The organism is Rhizobium redzepovicii, assembly GCF_019793435.1.
Taxonomy (GTDB): Bacteria; Pseudomonadota; Alphaproteobacteria; order Rhizobiales; family Rhizobiaceae; genus Rhizobium; species Rhizobium redzepovicii.
This window is the reverse complement of record NZ_JAILYH010000001.1, coordinates 100,354-116,514: the sequence shown is the minus strand read 5'-3', so window position 1 is coordinate 116,514 and position 16,161 is coordinate 100,354. Positions and strand designations below refer to the sequence as shown.

Below are 16,161 nucleotides of genomic sequence, written 5' to 3'. Positions count from 1 at the left end.
ATCGGCGGCGGCGGCCGACATTGTGGGAACGAATCCATAGCGAAAGTGACGCAAGCATGCGAACGATCGGATATATCATCGGACTGCTGATGGTCCTCCTCGGGCTGATCTGGATCGGACAGGGAAGCGGCTATTTTCCTTATCCGGCGTCGAGCTTCATGATCGCTCAAACGATCTGGGTGTTGTGGGGTGCCATTCTCGCCGCAGCCGGCATTGCTGTCATGCTCATCGTCTCGCGACTGCGCCGGAGAGTCTGAACCGCCGCCGCTGCCTGGCAGCAATGGCCGCCGGCGGTCTGAAGAATTGTGGGAGAATGGCATGGATGCAGCTGACATAGACGGCTTTGCGAACCGGATCAGGGGCAGCCGGGGCGGGATGATCTCCGCCTGGGTCGGCATTCCCGACCCCATGCTCGTCAACCATCTGGCGCAGGAGGCCTTCGATGCCGTCGTGCTGGATATGCAGCACGGCATGTGGGACATGCCGTCGGCGGCCAATGGCATCGCGCAGGTGCGCCTGGCCGGCAAACCGGCCCTGGCGCGCATCCCAGTCGGCGATTTCGCTTCCGCCTCGCGGCTGCTCGACGCTGGTGCCACCGGCATCATCGCGCCGATGATCAATTCGGCAGACGATGCGAGAGCCCTGGTCCGGACGACGAAATATCCGCCCGTCGGCGAGCGCAGCTGGGGGCCGTCATTGGCGCTGAATCATACCGGCCTGTCGGGCGACGATTATTTGAAGAACGCCAATGCGCTCACCGTTGCCATCGCCATGATCGAGACCCGCGCCGCGCTCGATGCGATCGACGGCATTCTCGATGTGACCGGCATCGACGGCATTTTCATCGGCCCTTCCGATCTTTCGATTGCGCTGTCGAACGGTGATCAGGTGGCGCCGAACGCTGCCGAAATCGACAGCGCCATGCAGCATGCCGTCGCGCGCTGCCGCGCCCACGGCAAATTCGCCTGCGCGTTCGCCGCCGACGGCGAGCGGGCCGGCGAACTATTGAAATTCGGCTTCGACCTGGTCATCGCCGGCGCCGAGACCACGCAGTTGCGCGCAGGCGCCCGCCGCGCCATCAATGCCGCCCGCAGGATCGCGTCGGCCAGTTGATTACGGTGCTTTAGTCAGCGGGCCGGCTTCACCGCCAGCCAGATCACATGGCGGGCGCCGCCGCGTTTGCCGTTGGCGCGGGTGTTGACCGCATCGACGGAAAAACCGCTGTCCCTCAGGCGGCGGGTAAAATCGGGGTCGGGGCCGGACGACCAGACGGCGAGCACGCCGCCGAGGCGAAGCGCGTCGCGGGCGGCGCGCAGGCCGGCGAAATCATAGAGCCGATCGTTGGATTTGCGGGTCAACCCATCCGGGCCATTGTCGACATCGAGCAGGATGGCGTCATAGGCCTCCTTGCCGGCACGGATCGCCTCGCCGACATCGCCTTGATGGATGGCGACGCGCGGATCGTCGAGACAGCCCTTGAAGACCTCGGCCATCGGCCCGCGCGCCCAGGCGACGACGGCCGGCACCAGTTCGGCGACGGTGACGCCGGCATTTTCGGGAAGGATGGCGAGGGCGGCGCGCAGGGTAAAGCCCATGCCGAGGCCGCCGATCAGGACCTTCGGTTTCGGATGCCCCTTGATCCGCTCCCAGGAAAGGGTCGCCAGCGCTTCTTCCGAGCCGCTGAGGCGGCTGTTCATCAGCTCGTTGGCGCCGAGCATGATCGAGAACTCGCTGCCGCGCTGCTTCAGCCTGAGTTCGCCGCCTTCGCCGGGAATGGTCGCGGAATCGAGCTGGATCCAGGGCAGCATGACGGTTTCGCCTCATTTGAAAGAACCGTCCCCTAGCATAGGGTGATGAGCGGGGCCAGTCAGCAGGCCTCGGGACCGTTTGAAGGCGGGGCGGTGGCTAGAGGCGGTCCATGATTCAAGCTTCCGATGCCAAGAGCAGCGAATTATGCTCGGATGGTTGTCGGCGCTGGGAATCCTCACACGTCCTTTGTTGCACGAGGCGACGCCTCGGAGATTGCAACGACACTTTTGGAGATTGGAAACATGGCGCTCAAGCGGATGGACAATGTAGGCATCGTCGTCGAAGACCTCGCAGTGGCGATTGATTTCTTTGGCGAACTCGGCCTCGAGCTCGAAGGACGGGCCATGATCGAAGGAGAATGGGCGGGGCGGATCACTGGACTGGGCGATCAGCGTGTCGAGATCGCCATGATGCGCACACCTGATGGCCACAGCCGGCTCGAGCTCTCCCGCTTCCTGATGCCTGATGTCGTCGCAGATCACCGCAACGCTCCGGTCAACGCGCTTGGCTATCTCCGCGTCATGTTCACCGTTGAGGACATCGACGACACGCTTGAAAGGCTTCGCGCGCGTGGCGCGCAGCTCGTCGGCGAAGTCGTCCAGTATGGAGACACATATCGGCTCTGCTACATAAGAGGCCCCGAAGGGCTTCTCCTCGGACTCGCCCAGGAACTCAGCTGAGGCGCCTCAGATCATCCGTATGAAATGCTGCGGCTCCGCTTCGACGATCTCGTCCTGCGGCGCAGCGGAACGGCGGCGGATGTCCTCCACCTCCTCGGGCCTGAGGCGTGCCTTCGGGTCCTCGAAGCGGACGTCCGGATCGGGCACGGCGGAGAGCAGCAGCCTTGTATAGGGATGCAGCGGATTGTCGATCACTCTTGCGGTGCTGCCCCATTCGACGATCTGGCCGGCATACATTACGGCGATATCTTCTGCGACATAGCGGGCGGTGGCGATGTCATGGGTGATATAGAGCAGGCCGAGATTCATCTCCTGCTTCATCTCGTTCAGCAGATTCAATACGCCGAGGCGGACCGAGACGTCGAGCATGGAGGTCGGCTCGTCCGCGACGATCACCTCCGGCTGGACCGCAAGCGCGCGGGCGATGTTAACGCGCTGGCGCTGGCCGCCGGAGAGTTCATGCGGATATTTTGGCGCGACGAGATCGGGATCGAGCCTGACGCGCGTCAGCAGTTCGCGGACCGCGACGTCGATCTCGCTTCCTTTGATCTCCGGGCGATGCAGCTTCAGCGGCCGCCGGAGATGAAAGGCGATGGTATGGGCGGGGTTGAGCGAGGCGAAGGGGTCCTGGAAGATCATCTGCACCGAGCGGCGGTAGCGGCCGATTTCGGCGGAGTTCGCCGCCTCGACCGGCCGGCCCTTATAGAGGATGCGGCCCGATGTCGGCAGATATTCGCGCATCGCCATGCGGGCGCAGGTCGTCTTGCCGCTGCCGGATTCGCCGACGAGTGCCAGCGCCCGGCCGGCGTGCAGCGAAAAGGAAATGGCGCGCGCCGCATGCACGGCCGCCGAACCATGGCCGAACCTCTTGGCGACGGTGTCGAGCGCGAGGATGGCGTCGCTCATAGCAGCACTCCTCCGTGAAGCGAGGGGAAGGAGGCCCAGAGCCTTTTCGTATAGTCGTGCTGCGGCGTCCGGTAGATCGCCACGGCCGCGTTCTGCTCCACCAGCCTGCCTGACAGCATGATGCCGATGCGGTCGCAGAATTGCACCATCAGCCCGAGATCATGAGTGATGAACAACACCGAGAAACCGAAGCGGCGGCGCAGCTCGTTGATGCGCTGCAGGATTTCGCGCTGGACGACCACGTCGAGCGCCGTCGTCGGCTCGTCCATGACGACCAGCTTCGGATCGAGCGCCATGCAGATGGCGATGACGATGCGCTGGCGCATGCCGCCGGAAAACTGGTGCGGGTAGTCGCGCATGCGATCCGGCGCGATATCGACGAGCCTCAGCATTTCGGCGGTGCGCTCGCGGGCCGCAGCACGGCTCATGCCCTTGTGGGTGCGCAGCATGTCGTAGAATTGCGTCTCGATGCGCAGCACCGGGTTCAGCGAGTTCATGGCGCTCTGGAAGACCATGGCGACCTCGCGCCAGCGGAAGGCGGCAAGCGCCTGCTGGTCGAGATCGAGCACATCGCGGCCGTCGAGCAGGATGCGGCTTTCCTTGCGGATCAGCGCCGGCGGCTTGTGCAGGCGGCTGATGGCGAAGGCGATGGTGCTCTTGCCGCAGCCGGATTCGCCGGCGAGCCCGAAAACCTCGCCGGGTGCGACGTCGAAATTGACGTCGTCGACGGCGCGGAAATCTTTCTGCTCGCCGATATAATCGATGGTGAGATTTCTCACCGACAGCAGCGGCTGCGTCACAGGCGGCCCTCCCCGGAACGGACCAGCAGCGACCAGCGCTTCAGGTGATTGCCGGTGCGCAGCCGCGGATTGGCAATCTCGTCGACGGCGAAATTCAGCAGCGACATGCCGATGCCGAGGAAGGCGAGCGCGAAGCAGGGGGTGAGGATATCCCACCAGGCGCCGACCGAAAGGGCAGAGGCCTTCTGCGCATTGTAGAGCATGGTGCCCCAGGAGATCGCTCTGGGGTCGCCGAGGCCGAGAAACTCGAGCGTCGCCTCGGTGATGATCGCGAAGATGACGCTGCCGATGAAATTGATGCCGACGATCGATATCACGTTGGGAAAGATCTCGAATGTCATGATCCGCCATTGCGGCTCGCCCATCATCTCGGCGGATTTGACGAAATCCTTGTGTTTGACGGAGAGCGTTTCGGCGCGGGTGACGCGGGCGCCCCAGGCCCAGGACGTGGCCCCCAGGATCAGCGCAATGACCACGGGGCTTGCCTGGCCGATGAAGGCGGCGAGTACGAGCAGCAGCGGCAGATTGGGAACGACCAGAACCATATTGGTGAAAAAGCTGATGATCTCGTCGGTCTTGCCGCCGCGATAGCCGGAGATGATGCCGAGCGCGGTGCCGACGAGGGTGATCAGCAGCCCGGCGCCGAAGCCGACGGCGAGCGATGTGCGGGCGCCGTAGATCAGCCGGGCAAAGACATCCTGGCCGATGCGGGTGGTGCCGAGAATATGGTCGAGCGACGGCGGCCGGTGCGGCCGCCCGGTGCGGGCGGCGGGATCGTATTGCGTCAGCAGCGGTGCTGCGATCGCGACGATGACGATGACGGCGATGATGACGAGGCCGGTGAGCGCCTTGCGGTTTCGCAGCAGGCTCTTCATCTCACGCTCCCTTCAGCCGCGGGTCGAGCAGGATATAACTGACGTCGACGATGAAATTGGCGATCAGCATGGTCGCCGTCATGATGAGGAGCTGGCCCTGGATGACGGGGTAATCGCGGGCGAGGATCGCCTGGTAGAGAATATTGCCAAGGCCGGGATAGTTATAGACGACCTCGGTCACCAGCGAGCCACCGAGAATGGTGCCGATGGCGATGGCAAGGCTGGAGATGGTCGGCAGCAGGGCGTTGCGCGCCGCATACCAGAGCATCACATGCCGGTCGGAAAGGCCCTTGGCGCGGGCCATGACGATATAGTCCTCGCCGAGCAGGTTGATCATGTTGTTGCGCATGGTCACGGTGAAGCCGCCGATCAGCACGGTGCAGAGCGTGACCATCGGCAGGACGCCGTGATAGGCGACGCTGCCGAGATATTGCAGGCTGAAGGCCGGATCGAGCGATGGATCGGCGGCATAGCCGTTCGGGAACCAGCCGAGTGTGAAGCCGAAGATGAAGAGCACGATCAGCGAGGTGACGACGGCCGGCACCGATGTCGCGAAAATCGCGCCGACGGAGACGACAACATCGAACCTGCTGCCGCGGCGCCAGGCGGCGGCGATGCCGAGGAGGGTGCCGAGCGCAAAGCTGATGATCGTCGCTGTGCCCATCAGGCTGACGGTCCAGATAAGGGCATGACCGAGCACCGAGGTGACCGGTAGCGGGAAATATTTGATCGAGCGGCCGAGATCGCCGGTGAAGATGCTGCCGAGATAGGTGAGATATTGCTGCCAGAGCGGCCCGTCGACGAAGCCAAAGGTGAGCTTCAGCGCCTGCAGGCTTTCCGGCGGCAATTCGGTGCCGGCGCTCGAGAACATGATCTGCACGGGATCGCCCGGCATCAGGCGCGGCAGGAAGAAATTGATCGTCGCTGCGGCGATGAAGGCTGCCATGTAGAAGACGAGGCGGCGAAGCAGAAAAGCCATGAGAACTCCGTCGTGACGGGAGCGGCGCTTCTGGATGAGCGTGATGTCATCCGAAAACCGCTTACACTTTTCGGCATCATGCTCTGACGCCGCTCCCGGGAGGTGTCTTACTTGACCGGCTCGAGCGCGAGCAGGTTCAGGAGGCGTGCCGGATTGGTCCGTGAGATCGACGGATTGACGAAGGGATTTTCCTTGGTCGACCAGCCGGTGAAACGCTTGGTGTTGTACTGATACCAGTTCGGATTGTTGAACACCGGAATCATCGGCATGTTCTCGGCGACGATACGCTGCGCCTTGTTCATCGCGTCCTTCTGCTTGGCAAGATCCGCGGTCTGGGTGAACTCGGTGACGAGCTTTTCGACCTCGGGATTGAACCAGCGCTGCGCGGTGAAGCGGGTCTTGCCCTTGTCCGAAGCGCTGAAGGCGCGCTTATAGGGATAATAGGGCGAGGCCGAGGCCGGCAGGCTGTTGATCGCCGCATCGAAGGTGCCGTTGATAAGGTTGCCGGTCCAGACGGCTTCTTCAGGCGTTTCGATCCTGGCGTCGATGCCGACCGCCTGCATGCCTTCGACGGCGAGATTGACGGTGTCGATCCAGTCGGTCCAGGCGCTGGGCACGATGATCGAGAAAGAGATCTTGCTGCCGTCGGGATTGTCGCGGAAACCATCGCCGTCCTTGTCCTTATAGCCCGCTTCGTCGAGCAGGGCCTTGGCGGCGTCAGCATCATAGGTGGCGAATTTGCCGAAATCAGCCTTGACGGAGGGGTCCGCCCAGCTCTTGTAAAGTTCGCCCATCAGGCCGGGATCTTCGTTCAGCGTCGGATAGCCGTAGCCGGCGACGTCGATCATCGTCTTGCGGTCGAGCGCCATCGAGACGGCCCGGCGGAATTTCAGGTCGTTGAAGGCCTTCTTGTTGTTCTCGTTTGCCGTTTCCAGGTTGAACAGGAAGGCGACCATGCTGCTCGGCGAATACCAATAGTGGAAATGGGCCGGATCCTTGGAAACATAGACATTGTCGATATCGGGAATGAAGGAGACGCCCCAGTCGAGCGTGCCGTCGGCCGTTGCCGTCAGCATCTGGTTGTTGTCGGCAAGCTGCGGAAAGCGCAGGCAATCGACCTTCAGATGGGCGTTGTCCCAATAGTTCGGGTTGCGGCACTGGTCGTAGGTCTGGCCGGTGAAGCGCGGAACCTCGGTCAGTGGGCCGCTGCCGACCGGGTTCTCGTTGGCGAAAGTGACCGGGTCGGCAACATCCTTCCAGACATGTTCCGGAACGATCGGCAGCTGTGAAATCTGCTCGGCGGCAAGCGAGCTCGGATTGGCGAGCGTGAAGCGCACCGTCTGATCGTCGACGGCTTTGACATCGGTGATGAAGCTCCAGATGCTGACGAAGTCGAGCGCCGGGAATTTCTTCAGATAATCATAGGTGAACTTGACGTCGGCTGCGGTCAGCGGTTTCCCATCAGACCATTTCAGGTTCGGGCGCAGCTTGAAATCGATGCTTTTCAGATCGTCGGAGAGCTTGAAGCTTTCGGCCAGGCGATAGACCGGCTTGTTGCTGTCGAAGCGGTTGAAGATAACCAGCGGCTCATAGATGAAATCGAGCGTCGACTGGCGCGACGAGGTCTGGTTGAACGGGTTGAAGTTGCGCACCCAGGTCGTCGCCGGTTCGATATTCGCCGTCAGGACCGTTTGCGCCATGGCGGAGCCCGAAAGCAGCGTCAGGGCGGCGGCAAGAAGATATTTTTTCATGTCTTATTCCCCTTTTTTATGCGGTGAGAGATGGCGCGCCGGTCAGGAAACCAGCGCGCTTGCAAACATGTCTTCGACTTCAGCATGGGCTGCGCGGACATCGATCTTGAGATTGCCGAGGCGGGCCTTGCCGGCGGCAATCCGCTTGAGAGCTGCGTCCGTCAGCGGCCGGGCCGCCCTGGCGGCGGCTTCGCTTTCCCTGACGTCGCCATGGCTGTGGAGGGCGATGTCGAAGCCGGCGTCGAGCACCTGTTTGACGCGTTCCGGCAGGGTGCCGGAGAGCGATTCCATGAAGATGCAGTCGGAAATCAGCACGCCGTCATACCCCATGTCGTTGCGGATGAGGTCGTGCATGACCGGCGAGATGGAGGCCGGCAATTCCTTGTCGTAGGCCGAGTAGACGACGTGGGCAACCATGGCCCAGGGCGTATCCTTCAGCGCCACGAAGGGCTTGAAATCCGTCGCAGCGAGCGTCTCGCGGCTGGCATCGACCACCGGGCGTTCCTTGTGGGAATCAAGCGTTGCGCGGCCATGGCCGGGAATGTGCTTCATCACCGGCATGTTGCCGGTCTCGAGCAGGCCGTCGATCACCTCGCGGCCGAGGGCGGCGATGACATCAGGATCGGGGCCGAAAGAGCGGGCGCCGATGACAGCGCTCGTCGTCTCGAAGACGAGGTCGAGCACGGGCGAGCATCCGCTGGAAAGGCCAAGTTCCGTCATCATCGCCCCCATGGCCTGGGAGGAAAGGCGCAATGCTTTTTTGGCGAGCGCGAAATCGCGGCGCGCAAGTTCGGCGAACTGGCCGAAGCTGCGGAACAGCGGCCAGGGGCCGGCATCGAGATGCTGCACGCGGCCGCCTTCTTGGTCGGTGAAAACAGGCGCATCGTCGCGGCCGACGGCTTCGCGAAAGCGTTCGATCAGCCGCTTCGTCTGCTCCGGCTCGCGCTGATTTCGCCGGCCAACGAAGAGGCCCATCGGATTGGTCTCACGAAACAGGGCGAATTCATCATCCGAAAGGACTGGATTGGGAAGGCCGACGAAAAGGGCGAGCGGGGTCGAGGACAATTCTGTAACTCCGGGATCAGATGGTCAGGTCGGCGTGCGTCTCAGCATGCCTTCGTAAATGCCCTTGTCGGGGGCGGGGATGATGATGGCGCCTGCGGTCTTCGCGTAAAAATCGACGGGGCCGGCATCGCCGATGAAGGCATAGGCATGGCCAAGCGTCTTCATGGTCTGCAGGCAGGCGGAAAACAGGGCGAGGCCGATACCCTTGCCGCGGGCTTGCGGGTCGACGCCGGTCGGGCCGAAGAAGCCGCGCGCCGTCGTGTCGTAGCAGGCAAAGCCGAGCAGCTTGCCGCCGTCGACGGCGATCAGGCAGCCAACCGGCTGGCGGGAGAAGGCGACGGAGACTTCGCTCGCCCAGTTTTCGCTGAACTGCTGGCGAACCCAGTCGACGACGAGATGCAGTTCCGGGGGGAGGGCCGGTCGGATGGAGACACCGACAAGATCGGCTTTCCGATTCAGATCGGCAAGCTTTGTGGAGTATAGACTCACAAGCAGGTCTGGCACCGGTCATTCCTCCTCGTATTCCGTTATTGCGGAATATATCCCCTTTTAATGTCATAGACTTGGCTATCTGGCTGAGCTTGTCAACTGCGTTTTTCAAATGGCGCGATGCTGCTCGCCATGATGCTCTCGATCAAAAGCAAGCTGGCTGCCGAACGCAAAAACGGCCCGGGGAGCCCGAGCCGTTTCGATTGAAAGGGGTGCGTCGATGATGGATGCTTATCCCGTCACTTTCCAAAGCGCATGAAAATGCTGCACCGGCCCGTGGCCGGAGCCGACGGTGAGGCTTCCGGCGGCGGCGACCGCGCCGGCGAGGTAATCCTTGGCGATGGCGACCGCCTCCGGCACCGAGGCGCCCTTGGCAAGCTCGGCCGCCAACGCGCTCGACAGCGTGCAGCCAGTGCCGTGGGTGTTCTTGGTCGGCACCCGCCGGGCTTCGAACCAGTGCAGGCCGTCGGCTGTGGCAAGCACGTCGGGGCTGTCGTCGCTGTCGAGATGGCCGCCCTTGACCAGCACGGCGGCCGGACCGAGCGCCCGCAGGCCTTCGGCCTGCGCCGCCATCTCGGCCCGGTTCGTCGCGACCGGCTGGTGCAGCAGGGCGGCGGCTTCAGGCAGGTTCGGGGTCAGCAGTGTGGCGAGCGGCAGCAACCGGCGGTTCAGCACGTCGACGGCTTCGGGCGCAAGCAGGGCGGCCCCGCCCTTGGCGATCATCACGGGATCGATGACGATGGGAATGCCGCGGCGGTCGGCCGGTGCTGCGGCCACAGCTGCGTCGAGTGCGGCGGCGACGGCCTCGGCGATGCCGGCATTGGCGATCATGCCGATCTTGACGGCATCGACGCGCACATCGGCAAAGACGGCATTGATCTGATCGGCGACGAATGGAGGCGGCACCAGATGCACGCCGCTGACGCCTTGCGTGTTCTGCGCCGTCAGCGCCGTCAGCACCGCCATGCCGTAGACGCCCCGGGCGGAAAAGGCCTTGAGGTCGGCCTGGATGCCGGCGCCGCCGGAGGGATCGGAGCCGGCGATGGAGAGGACGTTGCGGATCATGCGCGGGCCTTTCGAATTTCTGCGGCGATGCGGTGTGTGGCGGCTTCCGGATCCGGCGCGCCGCAAATGGCGGAGACGACGGCAAGCCCGCTTGCGCCTGCGGCAAAGACTTCGGCCACATGCTCCGCCTTGAGCCCGCCGATGGCAACCGAGGGCACCGGCGAGACCGCCACCAGTTTGGCAAGACCGTCAAAACCGATCGGCTGCTTGTGGTCGGCCTTGGTCGGCGTCGCAAACACCGGCCCGACGCCGGTATAGTCGACGAGATCGGGATCGACGGCAGCAGCAAGCGCCGCGGTTTCGACCGACAGGCCGAGGATCATGTCGGGACCGATCATCGCCCGCGCTGTCGCCGCATCCATATCCTCCTGGCCGATATGCAACCCGTCGGCGCCGATGGCGATCGCCGCCTCGACATCGTCGTTGACGACGAGGCGGGCGCCGGTGCCATCAAGCGCCTGTTTCAAGGCGCGTCCGGTCTCGATCATTCCGGCCGTGCCGGCATGTTTGTCGCGCAGCTGCACCATCGTCGCGCCGCCGGCAACGGCACGGCGCGCGGTCTCGACCATGCCGATCCCCGCGCAGAGGTCGGGATCGAGAACGAGATAGAGCGAAAGATCGAAGGTCTTCATACAGCCGATATCCTTGCCCTGGCATCGAGCGTTTCGGCGTCGAGGGCGTGCAGCGCATCGAGAAAGCGCCAGGCGAAGGAACCGGGACCGGCCGCGCCGAGTGCTGCCTCCTCGCCGGCGATGGCGAAGGTTGAAAGGGCTGCGACCGTCGCCCCGAACATATCCTCGGGCACGGTGGCGGCAAAGGCGCCGACGAGGCAGGTGAGCGAGCAGCCAAGCGCGGTGACCTGCGGCATCAAGGCCGATCCGCCTGTGATGCGCACCGCCCGCTCGCCGTCGGTGACGAAATCGACAGCGCCGGTGACAGCGACGACCGCCTGCTGGCGCTCGGCCAGCCATCGCGCCGAACCTTCGGCCTGCTCGACCGGATCGCGGCTGTCGACACCCTGGCCGCGGCTCTCGCCGCCGGCAAGCGCGATGATCTCGGAAGCATTGCCGCGGATGATCGTCGGCTTGAGCGCCAGCAGAGCAGCGACCGCGTCGCGGCGAAAGGCAGTGGCATAATGGGCGACCGGATCAAGCACCCAGGGTTTGCCGGCCGAGGTCGCCGCCTTCGCCGCCGCCTGCATGCCGTCGATCCATTGCGTCGACAGCGTGCCGATATTGACGGTCAGCGCGCTGGCGAGGCCGGCGAACTCACCGGCTTCCTCAGCCGCATGCACCATGGCCGGCGAGGCGCCGGCGGCCAGGAGAACATTGGCGGCGACGTTCATCGCGACATAATTGGTGATGCACTGAACGAGCGGCGGCTTTTCGCGCATCGCCTTCAGCATGGCTCCTGGTGTGCTCCTGGTCTGCATGTGGCCCCTTTCAGGCGGGGGCGGGCACGGGGTAAATCGTGCGGGCTAAGCCGCGACCCCGAGCGACTCCCTCCGCCGGCATTATCCGGTTCAGGTTCGAAGGGTGCTTCTCAGCCCGTCTGTCGACGAACGCCCCTGTCTCTCATCGCGCTCTTTTTCGCAGAGAACGGGGCGGATGTCATCTCGAAAATGACAGTGCTGCGACGGCGCGGCGCGTGAAGTCCGCTGCGGGCACGCTATCATCCTCGACGGCGAGGCCCGGGCTTTACGGGGGCCGAGAGCTTGCCGCCGATTCGGGTCTTGATCAGGTTTTCCCGAATACGGCCCGCGGATTCCGTCCCAGGCTGCATTGGCCGCCGCCTTTTCACCATTCGGTTGTCCTTTCCCTTCCGAGAAGAACAGTCGCAGCAACCCGCGGGTGTGACGAATTTCTGAAATACATCTCAGTATTCGTGGGCGGCATCGGGGATAAAGCCGGCGCCTTGGAACGTCTTTTCTTCAAAATGAGTACGGCTCATCTTTCGCAGATTTTTCTGGATGTCCGCCGATGCGGAATTATTCATCCTATCCGATTATACGCCTGATTTTCAATAAAAACGAGCAGGTGACCAGCTTCGCGTAAGTTGCGCATCGTCTCATGTCCCTCGCCAAGCGGTTTTATTCGAATTTCGGAATCTGTTGGCGATTTCGTTGCGAATGGGGTCTCGGGCAAACTGAGCGTAATCTCCCAGAACGCGAAATAAATACCTAACGCAAACTTTACCGTGCTGACACGTTAAGGTTGACCAAATTGCGGATTGTAGCGATATGACTTCCAACCCAAATAAAATCTTCCTGAAGTTGCATTTTAAATGAAGAAATTTTTGAAAAGCGGCATGAAGAGGGTCCTTTGGACGATCGCCCCCATTCTGATATCGATCGCCTGCGCGAGCCCATCCTTTTCGCAATCTCCTGATGGTCAAGAACCGGAACAGGCGCCGGCGCAACCTGCGCCGGCGATAAAATCGCAAAAATTCGACGACTGGTATTATCGCTGCACGGGTTCGGCAGGCACCGAGGCCTGCGAAGTCGCACAGGTGGCGCAAGTCACCAAGGACGGCAAACCCGTCAATATCCTGACGCTGGCGATATCCGCGCCGCCGGCGCCTGCCGCGCCTTCCGACAAAGGCAAGGGCAAGGCGCGGCTGATGCTGACCGCCCTTCTGCCGCTCAATGTTTTCCTGCCCTCGGGCCTGTCGATCAAGGCCGACGGCAAGCCCGTCGCCAAGCTCGATTACCGCAATTGCAACCAGACCGGATGCTGGGCGCAGCTGGCGCTGGATACCAAGATGACTGCGGCGCTGAAGAAGGGCGCGGCGGCCGAGGGGCTGGTGCGGCTGATGAACGGCCAGGACGTCAATATCCGCTTCTCGCTGAAGGGGCTGAAGCCGGCCCTCGACGAGCTTCAGTCCGTCGCCGCGAAGTAGCCGAATTTCACCGATGACCATAGAAATTCGATACTTTCTGATTGCCGGCGCCGCCCTCGCAGTGGTGATCGCCCCCGCTTACGCGCAAACGCCTGCCGATGATTTCAACCGCCGCCAGGAAGAGCAGTCGCAGACCCAGCGGCTGGATGCCCTGCGGCGCGCCACACCAGGCGGCGGCACGGATGCGGAAAACGGCGCTTTGCCCGCCGCACCGGGCAACGGCGCCTGTTTCGACATCACGCGGGTCGAGATCGATGGGGCGAGCCTGCTGTCGGCCCAGGAGATCGGTAAGGTGACGGCGCCTTACGGCAATCGCTGCGTCGGCCTCGCCGAGATCAATGCGGTCCTGAGGGATGTCACGCATCTCTATATCGATCATGGCTATGTGACCTCGCGCGCCTATGTGCCGCAGCAGGATATCCGCACGACCAGGATCCTCCGTCTGCTGGTCGTCGAAGGCACGCTCTCCGACATCTATCTCAATGGCCGGAAAGTGGCCGGCAATGCTTCGCTGGCGACCGCCTTTCCCGGCCTGATCGGCCGCGTCGTCAATATCCGCGATATCGAGCAGGGGCTCGACCAGATGAACCGGCTGCAGGCCAACGACGCCAAATCGGCGATGCTACCCGGCCCGAAGGACGGAACCTCGATCCTCAACATCGAAAACCGTCCGGGCCGGCCCTGGCACGTCTCCTTCGGCAACAACAATATGGGGCAGGAGAGCACCGGCTTTTCCCGCAGCTCGGCATCGCTCGGCTACGATGACCTGCTCGGCATCAATGACCAGTGGAATTTCTCCTACGAGCACAGCGGCCCGAGCTATCCGTGGGAGAATGACGGAAATGGCTACGGCAACAGCTATTCCGGCAGCGTCAGCGTGCCCTACGGCTACTCCACCCTGTCGCTGAACGGCTCCTGGTACCAATATGAAAGTGCGGTCGAGGGAAACTTCAGCACGCTCGAAACCTCCGGCAATTCGGGGCAGGCCGGTCTCGGCATCGATCGCGTTATCTCTCGCGACAAGGATTCGATCACAACCGTCCGCAGCGGCCTGACCTACAAGCAGACCAACAACTTCCTGCTCGGCAATCTGATCGAGGTCGGCAGCCGCCGCTATACGGTCGGTGATATCGGCATTTCCCATTCCCGCCGCATGTTCGGCGGCATCTGGATGTTCGACGCCAGCCTCGACAAGGGGCTCCGTCTCTTCGATGCGGTGGACCCCGGCGATCCCGGCGCCGGCAACGCCGATCCGCGATTTTCGAAATTCAACGCCACCGTCAGCGTGACACAGCCGTTCCAGGCGGCCGGCCGGCAGTTCGAATTCACCTCGCTGCTCAGCGGTCAATATTCCCCGGACAATCTGCTCGGTGCCGAACAGATCTCTCTCGGCGGCTACGGCAATGTCCGCGGCACGCGCGAAGGCGTGCTCTTCGGCAACAACGGCATGTTCAGCCACAACGAGATCGTCTGGAGAACGAAGTCCAACGAAAGCGGCGGCGCGGCCGCCAAGGCATTCGGCGAACTGCGCCCCTATCTCGGCTTCGACTACGGCCATGTCTATGCGCAGAAACGCTTCGACATATCAGGCGGCAACCTCGCCGGCTGGACGGCCGGCATCCGCACCGTCGGCGGCAATATCAGCGCCGACCTCGGCTATTCCGACATTGTTGCAAGCAGCCTCGACGATGTCGACGGCGGGCTCTTTTATTTCAGCGCATCCGCTCATTGGTAACGAAAGCAGGACAATGACCACCCGCAGTATTTCGACGAACAAGCCCGCCAAAACCCTTTCAAGATCGACGGCGCTGATCCTTGCTCTTTCCATGTCGCTTGCCGGCTGCGCCGGGCGGGAGGCCCGTCCGGTCGCTTCGACCAACCCGTCCGACAGCGCCTTCGATTGCGCCGGCATCGCGCGTGAATTCGAGGCCAACGAGCGGCAGATCTCCTCGACGGTGAAGGAGCGCACCGATGCGCAGGGGAAGAACATCGTGCTTGGAGCGACCGGTGTGCTGCTGTTTCTGCCCGCGCTGTTTTTCATGGACCCGAAATCGCCTGAGAAGGTCGAGATCGATGCCTTGCGCAACAGGAACAATGTCCTGGCCAGCATCGCCAAATCGAAAGGCTGCCCGGCGCCGAAGTCTCAGCTGACCGAACTCTACAAGCATCTCGACAGCAAACCAAAGCCGGCCTCGTCGTCCAACAGCCGGAACTGAGCCCGCAGACGAACTGAACTCGTGAATGAACCCTGGAGTTGCTTATGCGTATCGTGCGTTTTCTAACCCTTCTCCTTTTGGCGGCGACCCTGGCGTCCTGCGTCACCACCAGGACAGATCCTCGGCTGATTGCCGCCCTGCAGCGGACGTCCGTGCGCGAGATCCGGATCGAGCTGGCTCCCGACGTCAAGACATTCGGTTTTGGCGACAAGCCCGACCAGCAGGTCTCCGACGCGGTTCGCACCCTCCAAGCCACGATGTCGAAGGAACTGATCGGCGTGCCGGGTGGCCCTAACAGGGGCAGGCTGGTCGTGACGCTGCATGTGTTCGACGTCACCACAAAGCAGGCCCGCATAATCGGTGGTCACGACAGCATGATCGACGGAACCGTTCGGCTGGAGGATGCCAAGACCGGGCAACTGATCGCCCAAGCGCAAAACATCCATGGCGAAGACCTCTCCATGCGCGGAAGCGGTTACGGCGTGATCATCGCAGTCGCGGTCAATGCTGCGACCACGTCCGGCGCGCCTGATGTCATGGCACAGCGCCTCTCCAAGTCCTTCACCCGCAATGTGAAGACCTGGCTCACCCAGAAATAACGAGACGAGGCGAGGCGCTGCCGGGGAAG

The 16,161-nt window shown here is 62.8% G+C and carries 18 protein-coding genes and 1 riboswitch; of the genes, 7 read left to right on the top strand and 11 right to left on the bottom strand.

The annotated features are described in order from the left end of the window. Positions 1-56: 56 nt before the first annotated feature. Positions 57-257, top strand: coding sequence for a hypothetical protein (locus K6N12_RS00540; RefSeq protein WP_222148563.1), 201 nt, complete (start codon positions 57-59; stop codon positions 255-257). A 61-nt stretch (positions 258-318) separates the two neighbouring features. Beyond that, complete coding sequence (locus K6N12_RS00535; RefSeq protein WP_222148562.1) at positions 319-1,113, top strand: HpcH/HpaI aldolase family protein; 795 nt, start codon at positions 319-321, stop codon at positions 1,111-1,113. A gap of 14 nt (positions 1,114-1,127) precedes the next feature. Here K6N12_RS00535 and K6N12_RS00530 read toward each other — a convergent pair whose 3' ends face one another. Continuing rightward, positions 1,128-1,808, bottom strand: a complete 681-nt coding sequence (locus K6N12_RS00530) for a spermidine synthase (protein ID WP_222148561.1) — start codon at positions 1,806-1,808, stop codon at positions 1,128-1,130. 243 nt (positions 1,809-2,051) lie between these two features. Here K6N12_RS00530 and K6N12_RS00525 point away from each other — a divergent pair, with 243 nt between their 5' ends. Next, on the top strand, positions 2,052-2,489 hold the full coding sequence (locus tag K6N12_RS00525; RefSeq protein ID WP_012555158.1) for a VOC family protein: 438 nt from the start codon (positions 2,052-2,054) through the stop codon (positions 2,487-2,489). A 6-nt stretch (positions 2,490-2,495) separates the two neighbouring features. Here K6N12_RS00525 and K6N12_RS00520 read toward each other — a convergent pair whose 3' ends face one another. From K6N12_RS00520 to thiM, 10 genes are all read right to left on the bottom strand, one after another. Beyond that, entirely contained in the window at positions 2,496-3,395 is a 900-nt protein-coding gene (locus K6N12_RS00520) for an ABC transporter ATP-binding protein (protein ID WP_222148560.1), read from the bottom strand. Next, entirely contained in the window at positions 3,392-4,195 is an 804-nt protein-coding gene (locus tag K6N12_RS00515) for an ABC transporter ATP-binding protein (protein ID WP_222148559.1), read from the bottom strand. The genes K6N12_RS00520 and K6N12_RS00515 overlap by 4 nt, the downstream gene beginning before the upstream one ends. Beyond that, on the bottom strand, positions 4,192-5,070 hold the full coding sequence (locus K6N12_RS00510; RefSeq protein WP_222148558.1) for an ABC transporter permease: 879 nt from the start codon (positions 5,068-5,070) through the stop codon (positions 4,192-4,194). The genes K6N12_RS00515 and K6N12_RS00510 overlap by 4 nt, the downstream gene beginning before the upstream one ends. 1 nt (position 5,071) lies before the next feature. Continuing rightward, complete coding sequence (locus tag K6N12_RS00505; RefSeq protein WP_222148557.1) at positions 5,072-6,049, bottom strand: ABC transporter permease; 978 nt, start codon at positions 6,047-6,049, stop codon at positions 5,072-5,074. Between the two features lie 107 nt (positions 6,050-6,156). Next, positions 6,157-7,800, bottom strand: coding sequence for an ABC transporter substrate-binding protein (locus K6N12_RS00500; protein WP_183778112.1), 1,644 nt, complete (start codon positions 7,798-7,800; stop codon positions 6,157-6,159). A gap of 42 nt (positions 7,801-7,842) precedes the next feature. Continuing rightward, positions 7,843-8,865 carry a glycoside hydrolase family 3 N-terminal domain-containing protein gene (locus K6N12_RS00495; protein WP_222148556.1) on the bottom strand — a complete coding sequence of 341 codons (1,023 nt, stop codon included), beginning with the start codon at positions 8,863-8,865 and terminating at the stop codon, positions 7,843-7,845. Between the two features lie 24 nt (positions 8,866-8,889). Continuing rightward, complete coding sequence (locus K6N12_RS00490; RefSeq protein ID WP_097628986.1) at positions 8,890-9,369, bottom strand: GNAT family N-acetyltransferase; 480 nt, start codon at positions 9,367-9,369, stop codon at positions 8,890-8,892. Between the two features lie 216 nt (positions 9,370-9,585). Further along, positions 9,586-10,419, bottom strand: a complete 834-nt coding sequence (gene thiD, locus K6N12_RS00485; RefSeq protein WP_097628987.1) for a bifunctional hydroxymethylpyrimidine kinase/phosphomethylpyrimidine kinase — start codon at positions 10,417-10,419, stop codon at positions 9,586-9,588. Next, positions 10,416-11,051 carry a thiamine phosphate synthase gene (thiE, locus tag K6N12_RS00480; protein ID WP_222148555.1) on the bottom strand — a complete coding sequence of 212 codons (636 nt, stop codon included), beginning with the start codon at positions 11,049-11,051 and terminating at the stop codon, positions 10,416-10,418. The genes thiD and thiE overlap by 4 nt, the downstream gene beginning before the upstream one ends. Next, positions 11,048-11,851 (bottom strand): hydroxyethylthiazole kinase, encoded by an 804-nt coding sequence (gene thiM / locus K6N12_RS00475; RefSeq protein ID WP_222148554.1) that lies wholly within the window; start codon positions 11,849-11,851, stop codon positions 11,048-11,050. Before thiM ends, thiE begins: the two co-directional genes overlap by 4 nt. Before the next feature lie 50 nt (positions 11,852-11,901). Continuing rightward, a riboswitch (TPP riboswitch) is annotated at positions 11,902-11,998 on the bottom strand. 704 nt (positions 11,999-12,702) lie between these two features. On the opposite strand from thiM, the gene K6N12_RS00470 reads away from it, so the two are divergent. From K6N12_RS00470 to K6N12_RS00455, 4 genes are read left to right on the top strand one after another with little or no spacing between them, the layout of a single operon-like run. Next, a complete protein-coding gene (locus K6N12_RS00470) occupies positions 12,703-13,317 on the top strand; it encodes an invasion associated locus B family protein (protein ID WP_097628990.1) in 615 nt (204 codons plus the stop codon). A gap of 13 nt (positions 13,318-13,330) precedes the next feature. Further along, complete coding sequence (locus K6N12_RS00465; RefSeq protein WP_222148553.1) at positions 13,331-15,052, top strand: ShlB/FhaC/HecB family hemolysin secretion/activation protein; 1,722 nt, start codon at positions 13,331-13,333, stop codon at positions 15,050-15,052. Between the two features lie 13 nt (positions 15,053-15,065). Continuing rightward, positions 15,066-15,533, top strand: a complete 468-nt coding sequence (locus K6N12_RS00460; protein ID WP_097628992.1) for a hypothetical protein — start codon at positions 15,066-15,068, stop codon at positions 15,531-15,533. Between the two features lie 44 nt (positions 15,534-15,577). Further along, positions 15,578-16,132: a hypothetical protein gene (locus tag K6N12_RS00455; RefSeq protein WP_097628993.1), complete on the top strand. Its 555-nt coding sequence runs from the start codon at positions 15,578-15,580 to the stop codon at positions 16,130-16,132. Positions 16,133-16,161 lie beyond the last annotated feature (29 nt).